Origin of the sequence: Paenibacillus sp. FSL L8-0436, assembly GCF_038593025.1 — a bacterium.
GTDB lineage: Bacteria > Bacillota > Bacilli > Paenibacillales > Paenibacillaceae > Paenibacillus_AQ.
Genome location: NZ_CP151955.1, coordinates 7,009,049 through 7,027,000 on the forward strand (window position 1 = coordinate 7,009,049; position 17,952 = coordinate 7,027,000).

Consider the following 17,952-nt stretch of genomic DNA (forward strand, 5'->3'; position numbering starts at 1 on the left):
CACAAATGGCCATTCAGTTACACAGCTGCAATAAATTTCTCCATATCTTCTTGTACGGTTGTAATGCCGCTGATACCGAAGGTATCGACCAGCACCTTGGCTACATTCGGCGACAGGAAGGCCGGAAGTGTAGGTCCGAGGTGAATATCCTTCACACCCAGATACAGCAGTGCCAAGAGTACAATTACTGCCTTCTGCTCATACCAGGCAATATTGTAGGAGATAGGCAGATCGTTAATATCCTCAAGTCCGAATACTTCCTTGAGCTTCAGGGCAATCACGACAAGCGAGTAGGAATCATTGCATTGGCCGGCATCCAGTACACGCGGAATCCCGCCGATGTCGCCAAGCGCAAGCTTATTATATTTGTACTTCGCACAGCCTGCCGTAAGAATCACGGTATCTCCCGGCAGTTCGGCAGCGAAATCGGTATAATAATTGCGGCTCTTCATCCGGCCGTCACAGCCGGCCATTACGAAGAACTGCTTGATGGCGCCGGTCTGAACAGCCTCAACCACCTGATCGGCTACGTTCATTACAGCCGCGTGGGCAAATCCGCCGACAATCTCGCCGGTTTCGATCTCTTCCGGAACCGCACAGCCTTTGGCCTGTTCAATGATAGCGGAGAAGTCCTTCGCTCCATTGGCATCCGCCGAAATATGCTGCACTCCCGGGAAACCGGTATTACCCGTAGTATACAAACGGCCGATATAACTCTCCTTCGGCGGCACAATGCAGTTCGTCGTCATGAGAATCGGTCCGTTGAAGCTTTCAAACTCCTCCGCCTGTTTCCACCAGGCATTGCCGTAGTTGCCCACGAAATGGCTGTATTTCTTAAAAGCAGGATAATAATGTGCCGGCAGCATCTCGCTGTGTGTATACACATCCACTCCGGTACCATCGGTCTGCTTCAGCAGCGCTTCCATATCCTTCAAGTCATGCCCGCTGATCAGAATCCCCGGATTCCGGCCTACACCGATATTCACCTTGGTGATTTCCGGGTTGCCATAAGTCGTGGTATTGGCCCGGTCAAGCAATGCCATCACATCGACACCCAGCTTGCCGCACTCCATCACAAGTCCAGTCAGTTCATCCGCCGTGAGTGTATCATCCAGAGTCGCCACCAGACCTTTTTCCATAAAAGCATGTGCGCCTTCTTCGTAATAGCCCAGCACTGCGGCATGCTCCATATACGCCGCCATTCCCTTCAGCCCGTAGGTCAGCAGTTCACGCAGGGAACGGATATCCTCATTCTCTGTGGACAGAACTCCTACCGTCTCCGCCTTCGCCTGCAGGGCCTCATCGGTGTCTGCCGTCCAAAGAGCCGCGTCATGCCCGGCATAAGGAACCTCTACTCCGGCTGCCTGCAATTTACTGCTCCACTGGGAGCGAAGGATCAACCCTTCTTTGATTCTGGCAATGAAAGCTTCAGGCATGAAATTAGCATTGGTAATTGTAGCGAACATACCCTCTATAATAAATTTCTCCGTGGTAGAGTCGGTCATTCCAAGCTCCCGGCCCCGGCGTGCAAAGATGGAAATACCCTTTAGCGTGTAGATCAGCAGATCCTGAAGATTTGCCACATCGCTAGTTTTCCCGCAGACTCCCTGAATCGTACAGCCCGATCCCTTAGCCGCTTCCTGACATTGAAAACAAAACATATTGCTCATTGCACGTTCACTCCTTTAATAGGTATAGGCTACCAATACAGGACTCCGTTCGCCCCGCCTTTACAGTTAAGGCTAATTGTAGTAGACTTTCGCCATACAATCGGTAACGGATGTTACCAGATGCTATAAATTTGGAGGAAATGCTATGAAACCGGAGCCCGCTGTACTGCAATCCTGCCTGCTGTTCCGCGGGAAATCCGTGAAGGAAATCGAAGCGGTGCTGCAAAAAATAACATATACCGTAAACAGCTTTCATAAGAATTCACTGATCTTGGCGGAAGGCGATACTGCGGACAAACTCGGCATTGTGCTGGAAGGACGGATTGAGGTTCAGAAAACCCATCCTACCGGCAGCAGTGTAACCATTGCCCATCTAAATCAGGGACAGACCATTGGCGAAGCGGTGTTGTTCCGCAGAGAAAATATAGTTCCGGCTACTGTTACAGCCACAGGCCCCTGCTCCGTCATGTTTATCGGCAAGCAGGAGCTGCTCCGGTTGTTCACCACAGACACGGACATGCTCACACGTTTCATTGAGAATCTGTCGGAGCGCCTGGTGCTGGTCAACCGGAAGATCGAAATATTATCAGCCGGCCCTCTGCGGCGGCGGGTGATCAGCTTTTTGCTGGAGCAAGCCGCTCAGCAAACCTCCGAGGTCATCCGGCTGCCCTTCAGCAGAAAAGAATGGGCGGAGCATTTGAACACGGCCCGCCCGTCACTATCCCGTGAAATGGGCTATCTGCGCGATATCGGCTGGATTCATTTCAAAGGCAGCAGCATTACGCTGCTGAATATGATGGCTATGAACGACTACATCCGCACCGTCCCTTCGGCTCCCGGCCAGGATAAGTAATTCCTGCCGGAAGCTATTCTCGGGGATACACGAACACATCTATATCTACACATCATATATTGGAGGCTTTACTTATGTCAGAGTTAACAGCCCAAAGCGTTGAACAGATGCTGGCCGGGCACAGTGAGTGGTTTCACAGCGGGGCTACGAAGGAGCACGCCTTCCGGCTTCGCCAGCTGCAGAAGCTGAAAGATGCCATCCGCCGCAATGAGGCGAAAATTATCGCGGCCCTGCATCAGGATCTGCGCAAGAGCGAATTTGAAGCCTATGCGACGGAAATCGGCTTCACGCTGGACAGCATTGGATATATGATGAAGCATCTGAAGCGTTGGATGAAGCCGGTCAAGGTCAAATCCCCGCTGCATATATTTCCGGCCAAAAGCCGGATCCTCAGCGAGCCCTACGGAACCGTGCTCATTATCGGCCCCTTCAATTATCCGTTTCAGCTGCTGATCGAGCCGCTCATCGGGGCCATTGCCGCCGGTAACTGTGCTGTACTGAAGCCCTCGGAGAGCACCCCGGCCATTACCGCCGTGATAGAGGATATGATCAGGGAAACCTTCGAACCGTCCTATATCCGAGTAATTCAAGGCGAGAAAGAAGCCACCAATCTGCTGATCCATGCCAAATTTGATTATATTTTCTTCACCGGAAGTGTCCCTGTCGGCAAAATAGTCATGGAAGCCGCGGCCAAAAATCTGGTGCCGGTAACACTGGAACTGGGCGGTAAAAGTCCGGTCATTGTCGATAAGAGCGCCAATCTGGAGATAGCAGCCAAACGGATTGTCTGGGGTAAGCTCATCAATGTGGGCCAGACCTGTATTGCCCCGGATTATCTGCTCGTCCACAGCGATGTGGCATCCCAGCTGATCTCCTTAATGAAACGTTATATTCAGGAGTTCTACGGCCAGGATGCGCAGCAGAACCCGGATTACGGGCGGATTGTGAATGACCGCCAGCTGCGCAGAATTTCCGGAATGATTCAGCGGGACCAATCAAAGGTCATTATGGGCGGCACCGTTGTGCCGGAGGATCTGTACATAGAACCTACACTGCTCTATCCTGCGGATTGGAAGGATGCGGCTATGGAGGACGAGATTTTTGGGCCTGTACTTCCCATTATGGAATATACCCGGCTGGACGAAGCCATCCGCAGCATTAATGAGCGTCCTAAGCCGCTCGCGCTCTATCTGTTCACCGAAGACAAACAGGCTGAACAGGAGGTGCTGGCCAGAGTTTCATTCGGCGGAGGCTGCATCAATGATACGATTACCCATGTAGCCAGCACACATCTGCCATTTGGAGGAGTGGGAGGCTCCGGCATCGGCGGATATCACGGCAAGCATAGCTTTGATCTCTTTTCCCACAGCAAGAGCATTGTAAAAAGAGGGACAAAGCTTGACCTCGGCGTTGTCTATCCGCCATACGGCAATAAGGTCAAGCTGGCGCGGAGATTGCTGAAATAGAGTGCAGCGATTAGCAAAAGACAGCATAAAAGGATACCGCCCTGTTCGGGGACCGGTATCCTTCGCTCCATTACCCCGCTCTTCTGCCCTCCACCCAACTCGCTACCTCTTTTTCCGGTATGGGTCTGCTGATGAAGTAGCCCTGGATCTTGTCACAGCTTGTACGCTCCAGAAAAGCCAGCTGCTCCCGGGTTTCCACCCCTTCTGCGGTCACCTTCAGCCCCATATCATGACCGATGGTTACGATGGATCGGGCCAGTGACATATTGTTCGGTGTATCAATACTGTCAATAAACGACTTATCAATCTTCAGCGTAGTGATCGGCAGCTGCTTCAAATAGCTAAGCGAGGAATATCCTGTTCCGAAGTCATCCAGGGCAATGCCGATTCCCCGTTCTTTCAGTGATTCCAGCTTGGAACTGATCGACTCGAAGGATTCCATGAAGATCGACTCGGTAATCTCCAGCTCCAAATATTCCGGCGGCAATCCGGTCTCCTTCAGAATGCCCAGCACCATATCGGTGAAATCATCCAGCATCAGCTGGATCACCGAAATATTCACCGAGATATGGTAACCCTCATAACCTTCTGTATGCAGCTCTTTAATGAACCGGCAGGCCGCCCGCAGCACCCATTCACCGATCGGGACAATCAACCGGCAGTCTTCAGCGATTTTGATAAACGAAAGCGGTGATACAAAACCAAGCACCGGACTGTTCCAGCGGATCAGAGCCTCGAAGCCCCAGATTCCGCCTGAGGCGGTGTCCACCAGCGGCTGATAATGAAGCGAAAGCTCATTATTGGAAATGGCATTTCTTAAATGCTTCTCAATGATCATCCGTTCGTCAAAATGCTGCTGCATCGCCTGTCCGTATAATACATACGTCCCTTTGCCGGCTTCCTTCGCTTTATACATGGCAATATCGGCATTTTTCAAAAGCTCTTCAGCATTGATCCCATTCTCCGGATACTGGGCAATACCAATACTGGTCGAGATGTGAACAACGCTGGCATTCAGCTGGAAGGGCTCCTTGAAACCCTGCACAAGCGCTTCCGCATAGGAGATGACCTCATCCGATCCCTTGATATTCTCGAACAGAATCACAAACTCGTCGCCCCCGAAACGGAAATGCTTGCTGCGTCCGTCGTCCGACAAGCCCAGCAGCCGTTCACCGACCTTGACCAGCAGCTCGTCGCCAAAGGTGTGGCCCATTGTATCATTAATATATTTGAAATTATCAATATCCAAAAAGAACAAGGCTGCATGCCCTCCAGCGTGTTCCTTGATAAACTTCTGCAGCTCCTCGGAAAGGGACAGCCGGTTCGGCAGACCGCTTAAGACATCGTTATAGGCCAGCAGCCGGTATTTCTCTTCGCTGGTCTGCAGCAGTGCCTGATTATCGACCAATTTGTTATATTGCTCCAGCAGCTCATCCTGCAGTGCCGTAAGCTCTTCGTAGGTCGACTCCAGTTCCTGATAGCTCATTTGGAGCTTGCTCTCATAGTCTTTGCGGTCTGTAACATCAACCATAGAGCCGGAAAAACGGACAAAACCGCCGTCCGCATTGCGCAGCACCTTGCCCCGGGCCTGAAACCATTTATATTCACCTGATTTGCTCCGCATCCGGTATTCGCAGTAATAGTAGGAACTTTTGCCTTGCAGGTGCTCAGTGCGCAGGCGGTTCTCATGTTCTGCGTCCTCTGGATGGATAAGAGTTCTCCAACCTCCATGGCTCTCGTCCACTTCATCCCGCTCATAGCCGAGCAGCTCATACCAGCTGTCCGAGAAGTAGTAGATCATCGTGGTCATGTCCACATCCCAGATTACCGCATCCGCACCATAGGCAGCCAAACTGAAGCGTTCATTGCTTTTTTCCAGGTTGCTTCGGATTCGCTTGACCAATTGCACGTAGAATAGGAGGATGAGAATAAAGGCCAGCAGAACGGCGAATGCCGCGACAATGCTCAGTACAAGCTTTTTATAGGATTGATAGAAGGAGAAGGGCTTGTTGATGACCTCGCTGCCTTCCGGCAGCTGCTTCAGGGAAACGTTGAAACGCTGCAATTCCTTATAGTCAAAAACCTTTCGCACGGCGCTGTCCGAGACAATAGGGATTTCTCCCGCATTTTCTCCTTCCAGAATCCGCAGAGCCAGGCTGGCTGCAGTTTGCCCCTGAATTTTGCCGCTAATCAGATTTCCGCCGAAAGCCCCGTGATTCAGGCTAAAATCATAAATATGATATATCGGCACACTGCTGCTCTCGCTAAGCTCGCTTGAGAACCGGTCAAATTCAGTAATTCTTCCCGTTGTATCACTATAGTATGTAGTCATAAGAACCATGCTGTCTGATGAAGAAAGGGTGGATACTTGATTGATGATTTGTTCATTGGAGAGGCTGTTCATCGGGATGACCTGGAGTCCCCGCTCCAGAGACAGAATCTGGTCACTGACCATTTTACCCGTGGAGAGCCCGCTTTCGGAATTGTCGAATACGATGTACACCTTACGGATCGATGGATTGATCTTCAGCGCCATTCGTATCGTTTCTGTAGAATCGATCTCTTCGATGACTCCGGTGATGTTGCGCTTGTCCGCTATACTGTCTACACCCAGCTGATTAATGCCGCTGAATACGATGGGTGCATCGTTCAGGATTTCCTTGCGGTACTGAATAGCGAAGTTCAAGGCAGCATCATCCGTAACGATAATCGCATCGATATGAAGAGCTTGATATTTGAACTTGATCATCTGGTAGAAGTGCTCGAGGTTGTCATTGCTGGGGAATCGTTTCCAGTCCATATACTCCGTGTAGATAACCGGCGGATCGGCTGCTCCTTTAAGCTGCTCTTCAATGCCTGCACCCTGTTCATCTGTCCAGGCAAAGCCCTTCTGATAGGAATGCAGGACAAGCACCTTCTGAGGGCGCCGTTCTTCGCTACTGGCGGACACCGGCTGATACAGTGCCGTGCTGAGCATAATAAATAAAAGCAAAAACAAGCCATACCGTAACCTGCGCTGAATTTTCCCCTTGCCCATTAGCACACTCCCATTCATCTATCCCAAACATCCCAAAATCAGAAACGGGGAAATTCGACAATTTCTATTAAAAGCGTATGGATCCATTATGATTGGGCTTTGCTATTTATCTATAAGACTAATAGAGTAATATCAGTTGAACTAAAGAACTACCCAGAGGCAAAAGCAGCGGAGGGGAAGTTTGGAACTGTAGGAGCGATAGCGACCGCCTTTGTCTACGGATTTCAACCGCAAATAGCGGTATAAATCAAGAAATCTGTAGACAACAGCGGCCGGAAGTCCAAACATTCACCGCAGTTGCGTTCTATGCCGGATCGGTAAGTCTAAAGTTCAACTCATATAGTAAATAAAATTAATTACAATTTATGACGTTTTTCTTCTTATTATATGGGGAAAGTCTAATTTTTGAAACATAAATAGAAGGTTCATCCCTTCATGGACAGTCCCTTGCATCCAAGTTAGAATGAGTGTGCAAAGACCCGCCAAGACAGGAGGTTCCACATGCCTACAATTAAAGACGTTGCGCTGAAGGCAGGCGTTTCGGTGACAACCGTCTCCCGGGTGCTGAACAACAGGGGGTACTTAAGCGAGGATCTGAAGAAAAAGGTCTACAGCGCGATGGATGACCTCAATTACCGGCCAAACGAACTCGCCCGCTCGCTCAGCCGCTCCAAATCAAATATTATCGGGCTGATTATCCCCCATGTCTCTCATCCGTTCTTCGGGGAATTGACCAGCCATATCGAGGAGCATGCCTACCGGAACGGCTATAAGCTGCTGCTCTGCAACTCGCAACAGGACAAACATAAAGAACTCGAATATATCGATATGCTTCGCGCAAGCCGGGTCGACGGCATTATTATGGGCAGTCACACCCTGGAAGTTGAGGCCTACCGGCAAATGAATCTGCCGCTCGTCACCTTTGACCGCAGAATATCGCCGGAAATTCCTTATGTCTGCTCCGATAACTATCGGGGCGGGGTGCTGGCTACTACCTTATTGATTAATAAAGGCTGCCGCAGGCTCGCCCATATCGGTGGGCATCCCGAGCTGAACATCCTGTCTGTGCTAAGATCCGAAGCCTTTGCGGATACCGCCCGGCAGCATAACCTCCCGCATACCTTGCTGCATACGGATAATAACAGCTTTGATGTCGGAGCTTATGAGCGGCTGCTTGCGCAGCTGTTCAACGAACAGCCCGATGTGGACGGCATCTTTGCAGGCAGCGATTTGATTGCAGCTTATGCGCTTAAGGCTTGCCGGGAGCGGGGATTGCAGGTGCCTGAGGATGTGCGGATTGTAGGATATGACGGCATTGCCCTGCGCAGCCTGCTGGCTCTGCCGCTCAGCACCATCCGCCAGCCCATTGAAGATATGGGCAAACTTGCTGTTGATTTGATCATTCAGCAGGTCCACGGCGGTGCCGTCCACGCAGAATACATATTGCCGGTTGAGCTGGAGGAAGGCGCTACAACTTGAGTATGCGTAAAATCCAAAGCATGAATTTTTAGTTGTACAAATTGCAACTACCCCGAGGAAAATCTTCCCCGATCAGGATGCAATGTCATTTACTGCACCTGCCAAACGCTAACCCCCGCTCTGCTGTAAGCAAGCAGAACGGGGGTTTTCTGCGTTTGACAATTTAGATCTACAAGTGTAATATCAACCAAGAGATTAAAACTACACTTGTAGATTGAATGTTCATGAAACTGCGAGGAGTCGATTATATGAAGAGCATCCCCAAAATTTCAGAGGCTGAATGGGAGATCATGAAAGTCATCTGGGGCAACCATCCGATTACAGCTGAACAAATTGTCCAGCACCTGCCGGGGTCTATTGAATGGAGCGATCAGACGGTACGCACCTTTATCACACGGCTGCTTAAGAAGAAAGCCATTGGCTTCGAGAAATCCGGGCGAAGTTATCTTTATTATCCGCTGCTCTCCGAGCGGGAATGTGTACAAGCAGAAAGCCAGTCTTTTTTGAAGCGGGTCTTCGGGGGAGCCGCCAACCTGATGGTCACCAACTTTTTGGAAGAGGTTACGTTATCCGCCCAGGAAATTGAGCAGTTGGAACGGTTGCTCCAGGAGAAGAAAGCACAAGGAGCACACAAAGATCCAGGTACACAGGAATGAATGTGATCTACAGCCTGTTTATCGATTTCCTGGATGATACACTAGCCGCGAGCCTGGTGATTCTGGTTGTAATCGCAATTCATGCCATCCTGCAAAAGGTCATCAGCGCCAGAGTCCGTTACCTGCTGTGGCTGCTGGTCATTATCCGAATGCTGCTTCCGGTGATCCCGGACAGTCCGCTCAGCATGTTCCATGTGCTTCAGTTTGGAGAAGGAATAAAGAGCGCGCTCACGGGACAGGCCGCTGATACAGCCCCATTGCCGAATCTGCAAGCTGCTGCTCCAAGCAATCAGGGGCTGGGCTCTGATTCTGATCCGCAATCAGGCACTCCCGGAACCGGAGACAGCATTAATGCGGGACACCTACAACAGGCGGACGGGCAGGCGCCGGGTGGCCGACATTCCAGTGCGGCTGGTATCTACTCTCCCTGGCTGAAGGCCGCTGCTACAATCTGGTTCGGCGGCGCAGTCTTTCTTTTCCTGAACGGACTTGGCATCATGAGCAGGCAGCTCCGCGGGCGGAAGCGGCTGAGACGGGTTACTGATCCCCGGACAATTACGGTTCTTGAGGACGCTCTGAACCGGTTCGGAGTGAAAAGAAAGATCCCGCTCTACACCGGCTCCCGGGTCAAAAGCCCTTTCCTGAGCGGCGTGTTCCGTCCTTGGATATACGTCCCGGAACTGGCGCTTCAGGAGTTAACATCACCGCAGCTGCTGCACATTCTGGCCCATGAGCTTGCTCACTATAAACGCCGGGATACCCTGTGGAATCTGCTGGGCAGTGCGGCCGCGGCTATTCACTGGCCCAATCCTTTATCTTGGCTCGGACTGCACAAAATGAAAACCGACCGGGAGCTGGCCTGTGACGCATACGTATTGGATGTGCTGGGAGAAGAAGAAGCTGCGGCGTACGGATTAACGCTCGTTGAATTTCTCAAGCAGTTTTCAAAAGGACGGACCGACCGCGAAGTGCTTTATTTCTTCGGATCGCAGCACCGTCAGCAGATTACAAGGAGGGTCTCTATGATTCGCTCATTTAAAAAAGGCTCGTACCGGATATCAGCGGCAGCCGTGCTGCTCCTGATTCTGCTGAGCGTGGTGACACTAACGAATGCCTCCGGCGATTCAAAAACTGACAACACAGCTGTTAACGATGATTTAATCAATCTGCACAAGAATAGAAATTATAATCGTCTGGACAGAGCCGTGGAGGAAGCGGGTTTTGCCTTCCAGGCCCCGTCCGTGCTGCCCCCGGATTTCATTCTGGAGAGGGCTTACCTTGCAGTCACTCTGCCCGAAGCTGCAGCTGCTACTGCGTCGTCAGAGGATAACGAGATTGATCAAGTTACTCTCTATTATGAACGGTACGACGGGGATACCCACACCGGGCAATTTTCATTGGAGGCTTACAAGGACAGCAGCGTTGAGCAGATTTATACGGCTGTTGAACTTGAAGAATCCTCGAGTGGCGACGGCGGGCCCCCTCTTCCGGTTGACCGGAAACCCACTACCATTGGCGGTATAAACACAATCCATGTCAATGTGCATGTCAATCAGTATGTACAGAAATTATTCTATATTTGGGAGCGGGATAGGATTGTATATAAACTATATATAGGCAGTGGTACCCTATCACAACAAGAAATCGCTTCACTCATAGCCTCTATCAAATATCCGGATGAACAAATGAAACGCAGCTTCGTGAATAAAAAGTTATTTAATGTAGATGTCATCGATGTGAAGGATTTGCGGATGGCTGCCGATATTATGGACTTTGTGCCTAAGTTCCCTATGGAAGTGTCCGGCCTTGCCATGCATACGGCCACGCTCACCACAAGTAGTGAATTCAGTTATCCTCTAGACGGACAGGGAATGTCCGAAACAGTGTTTCGGACTGGATACTTCAATCCGGATGCTGAAGAAACAGAAGGTCTCAAGCGGTTCAACTTTTTGCAAATGCAGAATCAAGGCTTATATGAAACCTTCAAAGAGGAAGGACAAGTCTTTTTTTACCGGATTGACGGAGAAAAGTTTGCCGTTCCCCTTACCGTTGCTCATGTAAATGGACAAGAGGTGCTGGTTACGGAACCTTACAAAATCGACGGAGAGCTAAGCAAGCCTACCGAGCCGGATTTCCTCAGTTATTTCTGGCAGGATGAAGGCATAATCTACAAAGTGGGATTCACTGGCGTACCGGCGCTTGAGGATCAGCGGACCATTGTCTCTTCATTCATGGAAGTCCCCGCTGCAGACATTGATAAACTGGCCGCAGCAGCGGCGCAGACTCATTAAGCTCAACCCCGAATCAGTACAACACTGCAGAAACGGCTGTGCCCATAGGCTACAGCCGTTTTTGCAGTTCCATCAGAGCCCAGAACATCCATTATCGCTGCGGTTTGCTTGCGTCAACACTTACTTAAAGTGTGTAAATAATATTATTTCATGTTATAATTATGGGGTAGTTCATTTCATAGCTGTAAATACTGATATAAGATGCTTAAAGCATCATAACTGGAGGGATTAAAGTGAAGCAACTTCGGGACATTCCCATTTCCGTGCTGGATCTCGCTCCGATTAAAGAGGGCAGTACAGCAGCGGATTCATTTCATAACACACTGGATTTGGCCCGTCATGCCGAAGAGTGGGGCTATAAACGCTACTGGCTGGCGGAACATCATAATATGACTGGCATCGCCAGCTCCGCCACTTCGCTTGTCATCAGTCATGTGGCCGCTGGTACACGCAGTATCCGCGTAGGCTCCGGAGGCATCATGCTCTCCAACCATGCGCCGCTCATGATTGCGGAGCAATTCGGCACACTGGAGTCCCTGTATCCTGGACGCATAGATCTGGGGCTGGGAAGAGCTCCGGGCTCTGACCAGGCAGCCTCCAGAGCGCTGCGGCGCGGCCTGGGCAGCGACGGCAGTGAATTCCCCGAGCAGCTGAGCGAGCTCCGGGCTTACTTTGATCCAAACGGCGCAGGCTCGCGGCCGCTCGGAGTGCGCGCTGTTCCCGGCGAAGGCCTGAACATTCCGATCTGGCTGCTGGGTTCGAGCGGCTTCAGCGCCCAACTGGCGGGGCAGCTAGGCCTGCCGTTTGCCTTTGCCAGCCATTTTGCACCGGATTATCTGCTGCCTGCCCTGCAACTGTACCGCAGCAGCTTCAAGCCATCGGCTGCCCTATCCAAGCCTCATGTCATGGTCGGGCTTGGAGCTACTGCCGCTGACACCGTAGAGGAAGCCCGAAGACTTGCTACCTCTCAGCAGCAGCAATTTCTGAACATTATCCGTGGACGCACCGGCATGCTCCAGCCTCCGGTAGACAGCATGGATGGCCTATGGTCCATCCAGGAAAAAGCCATTCTGCAGAACAAGCAGAATTACTCTATAGCGGGTGATCCCTCCGCTCTGCAAGAACGGCTTCTGCAGATTGTTGAAGAGACCGATGCCGATGAGTTCATCATCGCATCGCAAATTTTCGACCATTCGGCCCAGTTGCATTCCTATGAGCTCATAGCCCAGCTTTTTAAGGAGAACTAGATCCCGACATCCGGCACATAACTAAGCAAGGCGATTATTAGGTTGGAAAGCAGCGGCTTCCCTTCCTTGTAACCGCCTTGTTTTTTTGTATACTTATCCCGGATCGTTCTTTATAAAACGCCATCATCAACAATGATATGGATAAATAATGAGTAAATCGAAGTAATTAAACGATAACTGGTTATTCCATCTTCAAATTGATTGATTTCAGCCAATGAATATGTTTTATTCCGTTTTTCTTTATTTACAATTTTGATTATACTGTATATATTCGTTATAACGAACATACATATGGCTGTAAAACTCTGACCACTGTTTTCAGGACACCATCGCCTTATTATGTAGTAGTTCTCCATAAAACTACTCTTTATGACAAAAGTTGAAGAAACATCAGGGTTAAAGTAAGGATTTGTCGAGAGTACGCTGAGGGCAGGATTACTTTCCGGTAGAAAGGAGCGTGGAAAGTGAAGAAGAGAGTTCAGGCCGGCTTTATAGGCGCCTACATTCTGATCATTCTGGCAGGTGTCATCTGGCATGCCGGGGGTGTAAGCGCAGAAGAGACGATTAAGCTCCGGGTCAATTCCCATACGACGAGCACCGAGATTATGAGCAATATGCAGCCGGGCGACGCAACGACCTCAGATTATACGGTGATCAATGAGGGTCATGAACGGTTTAATTATTTTGTTGATTTCAAATTCACCTCCGGAGACGAGGAATTGTACAATATACTGCAAATGACCCTGCAAAAAGAGGGAGTAATCCTCTATTCAGGAGTGATGAGCGAGGCAGAAGGCAGGGTAGCCATAGGTACACTTACCGGAGGTTCACAGGAAGTGCTCCAGATGGATGTGTCCTTTCCGCTGGAAGCGGGAAATGAATATCAGGGGAAGACAACAAGCGTCGACTTCATCTTCTCCGCTTCAGCCTCACCAGAACCAACAGCTGAACCTAGCGCAACACCGGCCGCTACCGCGACACCAGGTCCAACCAATGAACCTAGTCCGACAGCAAGTGCTACCGTGACACCGGGTCCAACCACTGATCCTGGCGCGACACCGGCCGCCTCCGCTTCAACGGAGCCGTCAGGTAATCCAACAAGCACACCTAGCAGCGGGCCGACAGCGTCCCCAGGCATTACTGCCACACCGGGAACATCGGCGGCTCCAACCGGATCACCAGCCGTGACAGCTTCACCGGCAACCGCTGTAGTGACTGTAACGGATGAACCTGTGCCAATGGGCGGCACAAACCATGGAACACCGGAAGGTTCGGCCACGCCGACACCGACACCGTCTCCGGCACCAAGCGACGACGTCATTATAGATGATGATGAGATTCCGCTCTCCGGACCGGAAGAGGGCGACAAATTGCCGGATACAGCAGAACCTTGGTATAACCTGATTCTGATCAGTTTGGCTGTTGCCATACTCAGTATTATCGTCCTTCGCAGATTGAATTCGAAAAAATAAGCTGAATTAGCCAAAGGTTGGAGGTGAGAGTATGAAGAAGCGTTCCGGGCTATCCATTGCCGTGAAGCTGATCTTCATACTCTCTTTGTGTGTACTGATCTATTCTGTAGTGCAAATCTTAAAAGCACCCGCTGAAGCCCGCCATGCCCTAAACGATTGGGACAAAAAGAGGGAGGAAGCTGTCAGTCTCCAGGTGCCGGAAGAAGAAACTCCGCTGCCCGCAGGGATGGTCAACCTCTCTGGAGAGAAAAACATTTCCAGAACCGATTATACCGGGGGCGAAGTTATTGGAGAGATTTATTTTCCGAGGCTGGATAAACGGGTGGCGATTCTGGAAGGAACGGAGCGCCCCCAATTGAAAAAAGGCGCAGGGCATTATGAAGGGAGCGCAGCGATTGGCGCCATCGGCAACAGCGTGCTGGCCGGCCATCGCGATACAGTGTTTCGCGGCCTTGGCAATCTGGAAGTCCATGATCTGATCGAGCTGGAGACCGCCGAAGGAAAATTCATTTATGAAGTTACCGGCAGTCTCATTGTAGACGGCGATGAACGGGGGGCGATTAAGCAGAGTGATACACCGGTGCTTACCTTGATCACCTGCTATCCTTTCTCCTACGTCGGCTCTGCGCCTGACCGTTACCTGCTCTCGGCGTCATTGCTCCGGCAGGAGCCGCTGTCCCGCGAAGCGGAATAACATATGCACGCCACAACGCTAAGGATGAGACCTTCTATAGAAAGTGATAATATAGACATACGACCGGAAGAAAAAGAGGAGCTGAACCATTTTGAAAGAAGAGCTGATCAAACGTTTTGTGTCTTATGCTGAGATGGATACCCAATCGGATGAAGACAGTGACACCTGTCCTTCCACTCCGGGGCAGATGGTGCTGGCCCGTAAGCTCGTTGACGAACTTAGCGAACTAGGACTTGCGGAGGTTACGGTGGACGAGCATGGTTATGTCATGGCTACCCTTCCCGCCAACAGCGACAAGGAAGTTCCGACGATCGGCTTCCTGGCGCATTTGGATACCGCGACAGATTTCACCGGCACTGGTGTGAAACCGCAAATTGTCGAGAATTATGACGGGAACGACATTGTGCTGAACAAGGCGCTGAATGTGGTCCTCTCCACGGAGAGTTTCCCTGAGCTGCCCGGGTATAAGGGACATACCCTGATTACGACAGACGGCACAACGCTGCTGGGAGCAGACAACAAGGCCGGAATCGCCGAGATTATGACCGCGATGGCGTATCTTCTGGAGCACCCGGAAATTAAGCATGGCAAGATTAGAGTCGCCTTCACCCCCGATGAGGAAATCGGACGCGGGCCGCATAAATTCGATGTCGCCGCCTTCGGCGCTTCCTACGCCTACACCGTTGATGGAGGGCCTCTGGGAGAACTGGAATATGAGAGCTTTAATGCTGCTGCCGCCAAAATCAGCTTCAAAGGCGTCAACGTGCATCCCGGCACCGCCAAAGGAAAAATGATCCATTCGCCCAAAATCGCCATGGCCTTCCACCTCCGGCTGCCATCCGGCGAGGCTCCTGAATTTACGGACGGCTATGAAGGGTTCTACCATTTGATCTCCATGCAGGGATCGGCGGAGCACAGCAAGCTGCATTACATTATCCGCGACTTTGACCGCACCCAGTTCGAGAACCGCAAAGCGAATATTTCTGCGATTGTAGATGAATTCAAATCCACTTATGGCGATGAGAACATTGTGCTGGAATTGAATGACCAATATTATAATATGCGTGAAAAAATCGAGCCGGTCCGCCATATCGTCGATATTGCCCATGAAGCGATGGAGAACCTCGGCATAACACCGGTCATTCGCCCGATCCGCGGCGGGACAGACGGTTCACAGCTCTCCTACATGGGACTCCCGACTCCGAATATTTTTACCGGGGGCGAAAATTTCCACGGCAAATTTGAGTACGCTTCTGTAGATGTTATGCTGAAATCCGTCCAGGTTATCGTTGAGATTGCCAGGCTGTTTGAGCAAAAGGCATAGCCGAAGGTTTCCCCTTGCGGCTGCACAACCCGCTGCAACAAAGAGGCCTGCCCGGTCAAGAGCAATTGCTCTGACCGGGCAGGCCTCTTTGCGCAGGTAGTGAAGCTCCTGCGGCTTATCCGCTTTTATTATCTGCGCAAACTGCGCAAAAATAAAACCCTCTGACCAAGCCGCAATGCGGGAGTCAGAGGGTTTTTGCTTGGTGAGAGCATCCGGCGGTAGCCGGACAGCAATCAGTATGGGACGCGGATTTTCTGGAAATCGTTCCTCCGCTGCCAGAATAGACCCCGGGCTCGCAACGGACCCAGCAGCTCTTATTTTCGACTGGAGCATCATTCCGGCAAGCTATCGGACCCCAATGCACTTATGCACGGGTATTGACCTGAAATCCGGCTGCCGCAACGGTAATAAGTGCGCTACGGTCCGTTAGTCCGTAAAATGCACTCTACAGAGAAAATAAGGTCTCCCCGGTCCGCGGCCGTGGCAACACCTCAAACTTAGCTGTAACGGCTCCTTCTGAGACGAACCAAACGGAGCGGCTGCTGCCCCAATTAATCCGCAGGCGGCAGTTTTACCTCCAACGCTCCGCTGGATCGGGTTTAGGCTTTGATCGGCATCCAGCCCGGCGTATGAATTAATGCGCCCCATAGCGGGTCCGGTATTACAAGCTCCGCCTGAGCTGAAGGATCAAGCTCTGTCTTAATGTCAGCAGCCCGCCCTTCGGCAACCTTCTGTACCCAGTCCGGATCAATCAGCAGCGGGCGGCCTAGGGCTACCAGGCTGATTCCGGTCTCCAGGCTCTTCAGCGCATCATCGGCCTTATACAGGGAGCCGACACCAATAACCGGAACATCATCTCCTGCGCGGTCCACAATTTGCTCAATCCTTGGACGGCTGTCGTCCGTGCCGCGGTGAGGCTTGGACCACAGATCCTGCTGCGAAACATGCAGATAGTCCAGCCCTTCCTCCTTCAGCGCATCAATCAGCGCAAAGGTCTCAGCCATCGTAATCCCCGGCGTTTCCGGCTCCTCGGGTGAGAAGCGGTAGCCGACCAGAAACGGCGACGAAGCATGCTCCTTCACCGCATGTTTGACCTGACGCAGCACGGCGAGCGGGAAAGTCAGCCGGTTCTCCAGGCTGCCGCCCCAGCGGTCTTCGCGTGTGTTGGAATGCGGGGAGAAAAATTGCTGCAGCAAATAGCCGTTCGCCCCATGAATCTCCACGCCGTCGAAGCCGGCCTCGATGGCCCGGCGTGTAGCCGCGCCGAAGTCGGCTATAATGCCGGTAATTTCTTCTTCGCTCAGCGCACGAGGAACAGGTCCGTGACCGCCGCGCGGCAGCTCAGCCGGAACATTGCTCGCGCTGACCGTCTGGCCATCCGGAAGCAGCTCAGGAGGACACTGGCGGCCGCCGTGGAAAATCTGCAGAACTGCCTTCGCGCCTGCACCCTTGATTGCTTCAGCCAACTCGCGCAGGCTTGGAATCAGTTCATCACGGTCTGCACCGAATTCGCCGGCAAAACCTTTACCGCCCCGCGTCACATATACACAGGCCGTAATCACCAGTCCCGCACCTTTGGAGCGGCGGGCATAATATTGCAATTCGGGACCGGATACCGTACCGTCCTCGTTGGAAGAAAAGTTGGTCATCGGTGCCATAACGACACGATTTTTTAATGAAATCCCGTTTTCGAACCGGTAGGATTCCAGCAGTGGACTATAATCTGTAGACATCTTTGATTTCCCTCCATTATATACTTAGTG

Annotated in this window: 12 protein-coding genes; 9 read left to right on the forward strand and 3 right to left on the reverse strand. The window is 51.5% G+C overall.

The window, feature by feature from the left end; all coding sequences use genetic code 11:
• Window positions 1–17 precede the first annotated feature (17 nt).
• Window positions 18–1,670, reverse strand: coding sequence for a hydroxylamine reductase (hcp, locus tag NSS79_RS32320; protein WP_342437550.1), 1,653 nt, complete (start codon window positions 1,668–1,670; stop codon window positions 18–20).
• Window positions 1,671–1,815: 145 nt separating this feature from the next.
• Here hcp and NSS79_RS32325 point away from each other — a divergent pair, with 145 nt between their 5' ends.
• Window positions 1,816–2,523 (forward strand): Crp/Fnr family transcriptional regulator, encoded by a 708-nt coding sequence (locus NSS79_RS32325; RefSeq protein ID WP_342437551.1) that lies wholly within the window; start codon window positions 1,816–1,818, stop codon window positions 2,521–2,523.
• Between the two features lie 74 nt (window positions 2,524–2,597).
• A complete protein-coding gene (locus NSS79_RS32330) occupies window positions 2,598–3,989 on the forward strand; it encodes an aldehyde dehydrogenase (RefSeq protein ID WP_342437552.1) in 1,392 nt (463 codons plus the stop codon).
• A 70-nt stretch (window positions 3,990–4,059) separates the two neighbouring features.
• Here NSS79_RS32330 and NSS79_RS32335 read toward each other — a convergent pair whose 3' ends face one another.
• The gene (locus NSS79_RS32335; protein ID WP_342437553.1) at window positions 4,060–7,026 is read right to left on the reverse strand and encodes an ABC transporter substrate binding protein; all 2,967 of its coding nucleotides are present in this window, start codon (window positions 7,024–7,026) and stop codon (window positions 4,060–4,062) included.
• Between the two features lie 501 nt (window positions 7,027–7,527).
• Here NSS79_RS32335 and NSS79_RS32340 point away from each other — a divergent pair.
• The 7 genes from NSS79_RS32340 to pepT all read left to right on the forward strand — a co-directional run bounded on the left by NSS79_RS32340 (window position 7,528) and on the right by pepT (window position 16,189).
• Complete coding sequence (locus NSS79_RS32340; protein WP_340896094.1) at window positions 7,528–8,505, forward strand: LacI family DNA-binding transcriptional regulator; 978 nt, start codon at window positions 7,528–7,530, stop codon at window positions 8,503–8,505.
• A 248-nt stretch (window positions 8,506–8,753) separates the two neighbouring features.
• Complete coding sequence (locus tag NSS79_RS32345; RefSeq protein ID WP_038597762.1) at window positions 8,754–9,161, forward strand: BlaI/MecI/CopY family transcriptional regulator; 408 nt, start codon at window positions 8,754–8,756, stop codon at window positions 9,159–9,161.
• Window positions 9,158–11,452 carry a M56 family metallopeptidase gene (locus NSS79_RS32350; protein ID WP_342437554.1) on the forward strand — a complete coding sequence of 765 codons (2,295 nt, stop codon included), beginning with the start codon at window positions 9,158–9,160 and terminating at the stop codon, window positions 11,450–11,452. Before NSS79_RS32345 ends, NSS79_RS32350 begins: the two co-directional genes overlap by 4 nt.
• Before the next feature lie 233 nt (window positions 11,453–11,685).
• Window positions 11,686–12,699 carry an LLM class flavin-dependent oxidoreductase gene (locus NSS79_RS32355; RefSeq protein WP_340896092.1) on the forward strand — a complete coding sequence of 338 codons (1,014 nt, stop codon included), beginning with the start codon at window positions 11,686–11,688 and terminating at the stop codon, window positions 12,697–12,699.
• A 464-nt stretch (window positions 12,700–13,163) separates the two neighbouring features.
• The gene (locus NSS79_RS32360) at window positions 13,164–14,171 is read left to right on the forward strand and encodes a hypothetical protein (protein ID WP_342437555.1); all 1,008 of its coding nucleotides are present in this window, start codon (window positions 13,164–13,166) and stop codon (window positions 14,169–14,171) included.
• A gap of 31 nt (window positions 14,172–14,202) precedes the next feature.
• Window positions 14,203–14,865, forward strand: a complete 663-nt coding sequence (locus NSS79_RS32365; protein ID WP_342437556.1) for a class D sortase — start codon at window positions 14,203–14,205, stop codon at window positions 14,863–14,865.
• A gap of 91 nt (window positions 14,866–14,956) precedes the next feature.
• Window positions 14,957–16,189, forward strand: coding sequence for a peptidase T (gene pepT / locus NSS79_RS32370; protein WP_342437557.1), 1,233 nt, complete (start codon window positions 14,957–14,959; stop codon window positions 16,187–16,189).
• 599 nt (window positions 16,190–16,788) lie between these two features.
• On the opposite strand, the gene NSS79_RS32375 is transcribed toward pepT, so the two are convergent.
• The gene (locus NSS79_RS32375) at window positions 16,789–17,922 is read right to left on the reverse strand and encodes an NADH-dependent flavin oxidoreductase (RefSeq protein WP_342437558.1); all 1,134 of its coding nucleotides are present in this window, start codon (window positions 17,920–17,922) and stop codon (window positions 16,789–16,791) included.
• Window positions 17,923–17,952 lie beyond the last annotated feature (30 nt).